Raw genomic sequence first — 6,632 nt, 5'->3', positions numbered from 1 at the left:
CCCCCAATGCGGAGCTTTCCCATGCGACAACAGCGCACGCAACGATCGCTTGTGGCGGCGCCTGCAACAACGATCAGGGCGCCGGCCGACCTTCCGACAAGTGGTTACGCCCTCATTGTCGATGGCCACGTGAAACGAGAGTTCAAAACCCAAGATTCTGCTATCCAAGCAGCCAAAGACTTGAAGGCGCGTTTTCCAAGCCTTCAGATCAAGGTTTACGATGCGGAAGCAAAACGGGCTGAGCAGATCGAGAGCGAACTCGCTCCGGCCTAATAAACGGCCCTGGCAGCGGGGGACAAGAATCGCGCCAGAGCCGCCAGCGATCCCGCATAATCAGCATGCTGGCTTATCGTTCCTTTCACGATAGACGGCTGCGCGCGGTGCTGTGATTTCGGCGGGGCCTTTTGTGGGCGAAGGGCTGGCCTCCAGGGGCCTCAGCTTCGACGCCCCGAAGCTGGGCTCTTTGGTGCTGCTTATGTTGGCTCTGGGAGAGTAAGCAGAAGCTTTCTGCTCAATCCGAGTATTGCCGGTTTTGACCCGAAGCCGGCATAGGTCGGAATGAAATCCCCTAGCGCAGCAGTTCCCTCCGCGGCGTCATCCGGGGATGATCTGATCGGTTTGATGGCGCATGATGTCGTAGCATTCGCAGGACGCTTGCTCGAGACGCCCCCTATCGATTTCGATCAAGCCCCGCCGATCTGATCTGATGGCACCCAAGGCGCGGAGTTTGGCCATCTCCAGTGTCACGGTCGTTCGTCGTACCCCGAGCAACTGCGAAAGCGTCTCCTGAGTTAATGATAGGATGTTGCCTTCCGTCCGATCGTGCAGGTGAAGCAGCCACCGGGCCATGCGGGCCTCGACGGGGGGCAGCCCATTGCAGGCTGCGACGTGCTGGAACTGCATGAGGATCGACCTCGTGTGCGCCAGGACCACATGTCTGATGGCGCTGCTTCCCATGTAGGCGGCTTGAAAACGCTCTACGGAGATTTGCGATGCGGTGCCGCCCACCCGCACGACCGCGGTCACGGACGACAGGGAGGAGTTTTCCCCCAGCACCGAGAGCGCACCGAGGGCCTCCTCGCGCCCGATCACGGCGGTTGCAATCGTTTCCCCGTTCGGCAGGCCGAGCATGAAGGAGATCGCGCCGGTATGGGGAAAGTAAACACGGTCGCGTCGATCTCCCGATCGCGCTACCACGGCATCCTGTTCAAGCGATACCTTCTGGAGATGCGGCACGAGCAATGCGAGGTCTTTCGACGGCAATGCGGCTAGGAGACGATTACCGACGCTGGCAGGGCGCTCCATCATGCGAGCCGCCGAGCCCATATCTCAACTTTCATCATGCTGATTGGAACGCCATACCGGGTCGAAATTGAGGAGGTTCCCGCGATAACCTACCGACGGGTCCCTAGCTGTGCAAGCCGTCTAAGATCGCCTTGTCAAGCGGGAAAATTAAGCAAGCACCGCATATAGGCCGCGCGGACTGCGCGGCCGTGGCCGCTGGTGAGTTTTGCGTGTTGGCTGGTGCGGGAAGGCCCGGCCGTGGCGCGGAAACGCGTGGGTGGCCCGCGGAGCGCGGCGGAGCGACATAGCGGGCCAGTGTCGCAAAGCGAACCGAGCGTGGCTCGAGACTCGATTAATCTACGGACGCCATCTTGAGGGAGCGACTGTTGGAGGCATACACGCTTGTTGTCGACGGCATCGGGATCATCGCCTTCGCGGCGTTGCTCGCTGTCCGGCGAACACGTCGGCGCGCCGAGGACATGCGGCCGCGCGTGGCTAGGCGGCGGCAGCCGTTCGCCGATCAGTCTTAGGCCAGCGCGGTCCAGGCAAAGGCAAACGGACCGCTGGGGAGGGGCGGCTCGTCGAGAGGATCGAGGATTCTTACAGCATCGGCGGATCCAGGAAGGACGCGCCGTAATCCGTGCTCCGGAACCATTGGGTCGGGCCGCCCTTGCGCCCGCCATTGTTTCTGCTCTTCATTGCCATTTTTTCCCGGTAGAAAAATTCGCGCTTTCCGCATGGGCGCACTGGGACAGTCGTGGCGTAACCCTGCCCCGCGCCACGGCTGTCTCTCGTAAGACGAGAGTGCGTGACGATGGGCAACGACGCCCCGGTGACGGTCCATTTTTCCTGTCCGCATTGCCGATCGGTATATCGGGCGACGCAGGCCCGGAGGGCTGAGAAGTTACGACGCATTTCTATGCAGAAACTGCGGCGCTCCGGTTCACGAATGGACCAGGCTCTATGACTTTCGTCATTGGAAGCCTATGACACTTACGGCCAGGAAAGCCGGCCCCTCCAAACGACGATCGTAGGGCTCACAGCAAGCCGAGGCAGCGCTTGCCACAACTGCCCTGGCTCTAGCCCGAGCCATGAAGGTTGCTGGAATCATGGCCCAGGGTGAGACCGTGCATACCACGTAGCCTTGGACCCATTTGTAAGCCGCTTCACAGCAGGACCCGCGCAAGCTGCGAGCGTATGCGGGCAGATCGTTAACTTCCCCCGAGTATGATCCGATTAATCGCGGTGAGACATCCCCGCGGGTGTGGATGAATGCGTAGAGCCGTCGCTGACAAGGCCCCAGCGGCGGCTTTTTCGTGCCCGCCGGCCCTTTCTTTCGCCAGAATCCTGTCACCATCTTCCCCTGTCAATTAATCCATAGGGAGAAACGAAGTGGCAGTAGGTACAGTGAAGTGGTTCAATCCAACAAAGGGTTATGGATTTATTCAACCGGATACAGGCGGGAAGGACGTGTTCGTCCATATTTCGGCCGTCGAGCGAGCAGGCTTAAGCAATCTGAATGAGGGTGCGAAGGTAAGCTACGAAGTCGTGGCCAACCGTGGCAAGGAATCCGCCGAAAACCTCAGGGTAGGCTGATCGTCGCAATAGGCGCGCCGGCTCACGCTGGCGGCCACTTGCAAAACGGCCCCAGCTAGGTTTCCAGCGCAAGCTGGGGCCGCCACTTTCTCCCGGTTCGTCTCCACAGATCCCCCGGGAGCGATGGGATCGACTCTCAGCAACGCCGCTAGTTCCTAATATTTGCAGACGCGGCGATCGGTGGGTCGAAAACCGAACCGACAATAAGAACGTCGTGTGGGTCAATCTCGCCATTGCTCGCTTGGAATCATATTCTCGATCAGCCCGGCAAAATGCCGGGCTTTTCGTGGGTTCAGACTGCTCATTTTCTGCGTCACGGCCAACTCCGTCAGCGAGCGGCGGGACGCAAGGGGATGAGTGGCGCCAAGCCCTCCAGATTTGATTGCTCTTCGGTCAGTCGCTTTTCGATAAACTCGCGCTCAAGCTCTGTCAGGCTGGTTTGCAATAGGTTGCGATAGCGTTGAATATTACGGTGATGCGCTCGCAAGCGAGCCAATTGGTGATCAATCATCATCATCGTCCTTTGACGAGTGGGTTTAATTCCCTTGCTTAAGGCCACAAGGCTGGCCAGAGCGGAATATCTTCGCTCGGCGGCAGTGGCATTTCCTTGGCCGGCTCCTAAAATGCCAGCTAGCTAAGTCTGTCGCGGGTTTGTGACGCTTTGATTACAAGGACGGGACGCTCACTGGAATGCGCCTGATGGGGCACCCCGAAAGAGCCGATTGGACACCCTAAAGCGCAAGTACGAGGTTGTTTACCATTTGCTATCAAGGGATGTGCCGAGCCCAGTTTTGTTTCTCGGCACTGACACATTTCCCTTACTCGCGGCCCCGGTCGCCCCAAGCCCGCTGGGGCCGCATTTTAGTTGGCAGCGAGTCATAGGCTATAACGATCCCAGCAACTGCCAGACGATTGCCAGCGCCAAGATCACGAGCATGGCGTATGCGGTCCTGCGGCCAATGCGATTCACTTTAGTAGACCCGGCGATGCCGCCGATGACCCGTGGGCTCTTGCGCTGCCCCAAAATATGGATTGATGACGCACTGTGCCGAGCGGCCCGACGCCGACGCGTTGCATTGAGGCAGTGATGTGTAGCTGCATTCGTAATAGGTGGCCGGGCCGTATACCCGCAGGCAAACCGGATAAGCCGGATCGTACGTCTGGGCGGACGCTGGCCCTATTGAGACTATCCCGATCGCCAAAATGGCCAAGGCCAGAATGCGCATCAGAGCCTCCTTTGGCATTCACTCCAACACCTCATACTCAAAGGCTACGCCTTCAGGATCGTTTTCTTCGAACCATTTTTCCGCGGCATTCTGATTGGCAAACACCTTGACGTGCTCGGCATCGCCGACCGGCTTGCTGGTGTTGACGTAGACAAAAACGGTCATTGGTCTCTCTTCAGCTTGCGCTTGTCCCAATGATAGCCTTTGCGATCGGGATTAAAGACCTGTTCGACGTGACGGTTCAACGCCCGCATGACGCCGATCCGGACCAACATCGTCGGGCCGCCGCTCTCTGCAACGAGGATCAGCGCCTCCATCGCGGCCTGCCATTCCGGCGCGGAGTGCTCGGCCTTTGGCAGCTTCATGATGTAGCTCGCGGCATCCCTCAAAGTGAGAAGCCGGCGGCCATTCGGAAGCAGTATTGGGTCCTCAAACGAGGTCGACCAGGACAAGGGGAAAGCTTTTCAAAAAATGGGCGGGACCGCCCCTTGGGCGAGGCGGCCCCTTAATCGCGCAGTAAGCAAGTGGGGGGGCATTTCTGCACGATCTGTAGCCACGCTAGGTCTGTTCAGATCGGCCGCAACGGATATTCCGAGTTAAGCTGGAGTACGCCGCGGAGGTTAATTCTGAAGTGCATTTAGCGTAGGCCCGTTACGCGGGCCCGCTTGCTGCCACCATGGAAATCCGGACGCACATCGGCGCCGCGCTTGCCGCACGCCTTGCAGACGAACTGCGGCTCAACATCCGATAGGCGCACCGTGATCCGGCCAGCGATCGGCGGGCAGGGTGATGGAGTGGCTACAATGATAATCGCCGCAGAAGACGACGACACCAAGCACGCCCGATTCCTGCATCTCGCCAAAAGTGATCTTCTGAGGCCGCATGCCGCTATCAAAGCGTCACCGCGGTCGGTCGGACAAATTATCAATCCGTTGTGCCTAGCTGGCTTCGAGGACCCCGCACATCGTGGGGCCGGGTGCGGATAGCCGGGCAGAGAAACACAAAATCCACCGCGCGACGGGTGTCGGGGTGGTGGTCAGATCGGTGCTGTCCTGCGGGGCAGGGGGCATCTGTCGGGCCGTATCACCTGGGGGGAGCCTCGCATTCCAGCTCGGGAGTGTGTCCTTTCGGGGTCCTTTGGGTCCAAGCACGCGAGGAGACTGCCACCGCGACCGAGCGTCCCAGGCCCACGGTCTTTGCGTTTCGCATTTCGAGGAACTGTCTGGGCTGTCGCCGATTGAATGATTGTCCAACGCGCGCACAAGGGAGTGCGTGTCATGCGCCTTCAGACATTCAGGGACGACAGCCGCTCCAGACACTTCGACTTGATCGGTGGAAAAGGACACCCCTGGTCAATTGACCTAGTCACGGTAACGGCTGCGGGCATCCTGGTGGTAGGCTTCGCGTGTGCCCTCGTGGCCCTATGGGCCCGCTAGCGACACAACGGAATGCTCCGCCGACATCTCAAGTGAGGGCACTGGCCTTGACGTCAGGCCCATCAGCGGGAGTTTGACCGGCCGCATGGCACCAGATCAGTACGTCCAAGCGATCACAGTCGCGATCGATCAGTAAGCGGAGAAGGCGCTGGGCAACCGCGACTACTTCCTCAACAAGCCTTACGGCGTCGGCTAAGCGCACGCCGGGCCGCCCACCCTGGTGCCCGGGGGACCAAGATAGTTGGGATTACGTTATCTCGCTCCCCGCGCCCTCGCTGGCGATCCTGTAGGTCAATCGACGTGGTCACCGTCACGGCCGCCAGTATCATGATACTGGGATTTGCCAGCGCCGTCGCAGCCATGCCGATCCGCTAGGCCGGCTCGCGCGCCAGCTTCTGTCATCGCGAGGATCACGATCGGATCACGGCTCGCAGCTGATTGTCCGACCCCGGGGAGGAACCGAGGGATCCCATCATGACCCAGCGAATCTACACGGTGAGAGCGCGAAATTGCGAGTACCGTGCCGCCAAGCCGACGCTCGAGGAAGCCCTAATTGTTGCACACGAGAAGGTTTGGCAGATCTCGCCCGGCGAGAAGGTGTCAATTTATCGAGGCACGGAGCTGATCGGCGAGATCAAACCGATGAGCGATGTCAGAGAAGGTGCCAGAAGGGCGGCCTAGAAAAAAAGATCGCTCAGGTGTGTTTGCCCGGCGGGCTTCGCTCTGGGCCGTCGTAGCCCTGTGGCTCCGCTAACTGGCGGAGTATGTATTGGGCGGCCCTCACTATCAGCGGTCGCGGCCAGTCCCAAGCAGTGCGGCCATGCGATTTCTGTTGGTGGCCGTCTTTTTTAAGTCAGCGTTAGCTCGCGCGATCGTCAGCATTTGCTCGGACCATCGCGGATTGAGGGCGCGATAGGTTCCAGGCCCAATCCTTTCGCGAATGGCAGCGACAAGGCCGCCTCGGCTCACCGAGCGTCATAAAGGGGGGAGCCACCGACCTTTATGGCGCACCTGCTTTGGTAGATCGGACGCCAGGATGCTACTAGCCGCGCTTTACTTGGTGCCTGGAAGCAAAAATAACGGCACCTGA

The 6,632-nt window shown here is 59.7% G+C and carries 7 protein-coding genes and 1 pseudogene; 3 read left to right on the top strand and 5 right to left on the bottom strand.

The window, feature by feature from the left end; genetic code table 11:
• Positions 1-273: pseudogene (locus CQ12_RS23850) on the top strand (hypothetical protein); the annotation flags it as partial.
• 321 nt (positions 274-594) lie between these two features.
• Here CQ12_RS23850 and CQ12_RS23845 read toward each other — a convergent pair.
• Complete coding sequence (locus CQ12_RS23845; RefSeq protein WP_157088432.1) at positions 595-1,308, bottom strand: Crp/Fnr family transcriptional regulator; 714 nt, start codon at positions 1,306-1,308, stop codon at positions 595-597.
• Positions 1,309-2,676: 1,368 nt separating this feature from the next.
• On the opposite strand from CQ12_RS23845, the gene CQ12_RS42635 reads away from it, so the two are divergent.
• Complete coding sequence (locus tag CQ12_RS42635; protein WP_083519452.1) at positions 2,677-2,880, top strand: cold-shock protein; 204 nt, start codon at positions 2,677-2,679, stop codon at positions 2,878-2,880.
• A 328-nt stretch (positions 2,881-3,208) separates the two neighbouring features.
• On the opposite strand, the gene CQ12_RS45185 is transcribed toward CQ12_RS42635, so the two are convergent.
• From CQ12_RS45185 to CQ12_RS23835, 4 genes are all read right to left on the bottom strand, one after another.
• Positions 3,209-3,391 (bottom strand): hypothetical protein, encoded by a 183-nt coding sequence (locus CQ12_RS45185; RefSeq protein ID WP_198164242.1) that lies wholly within the window; start codon positions 3,389-3,391, stop codon positions 3,209-3,211.
• 460 nt (positions 3,392-3,851) lie between these two features.
• Positions 3,852-4,106, bottom strand: coding sequence for a DUF3551 domain-containing protein (locus tag CQ12_RS42630; protein WP_083519453.1), 255 nt, complete (start codon positions 4,104-4,106; stop codon positions 3,852-3,854).
• Positions 4,107-4,124: 18 nt separating this feature from the next.
• A complete protein-coding gene (locus tag CQ12_RS45180; protein ID WP_198164241.1) occupies positions 4,125-4,271 on the bottom strand; it encodes a hypothetical protein in 147 nt (48 codons plus the stop codon).
• Complete coding sequence (locus CQ12_RS23835) at positions 4,268-4,471, bottom strand: hypothetical protein (RefSeq protein ID WP_347337441.1); 204 nt, start codon at positions 4,469-4,471, stop codon at positions 4,268-4,270. The genes CQ12_RS45180 and CQ12_RS23835 overlap by 4 nt, the downstream gene beginning before the upstream one ends.
• A gap of 1,545 nt (positions 4,472-6,016) precedes the next feature.
• Here CQ12_RS23835 and CQ12_RS23820 point away from each other — a divergent pair.
• Complete coding sequence (locus tag CQ12_RS23820; RefSeq protein ID WP_057837740.1) at positions 6,017-6,223, top strand: hypothetical protein; 207 nt, start codon at positions 6,017-6,019, stop codon at positions 6,221-6,223.
• The last annotated feature ends 409 nt before the right edge of the window (positions 6,224-6,632 follow it).

Origin of the sequence: Bradyrhizobium jicamae, assembly GCF_001440395.1 — a bacterium.
GTDB classification, from domain to species: Bacteria; Pseudomonadota; Alphaproteobacteria; order Rhizobiales; family Xanthobacteraceae; genus Bradyrhizobium; species Bradyrhizobium jicamae.
This window is presented reverse-complemented; position numbering and strand designations above follow the sequence as displayed.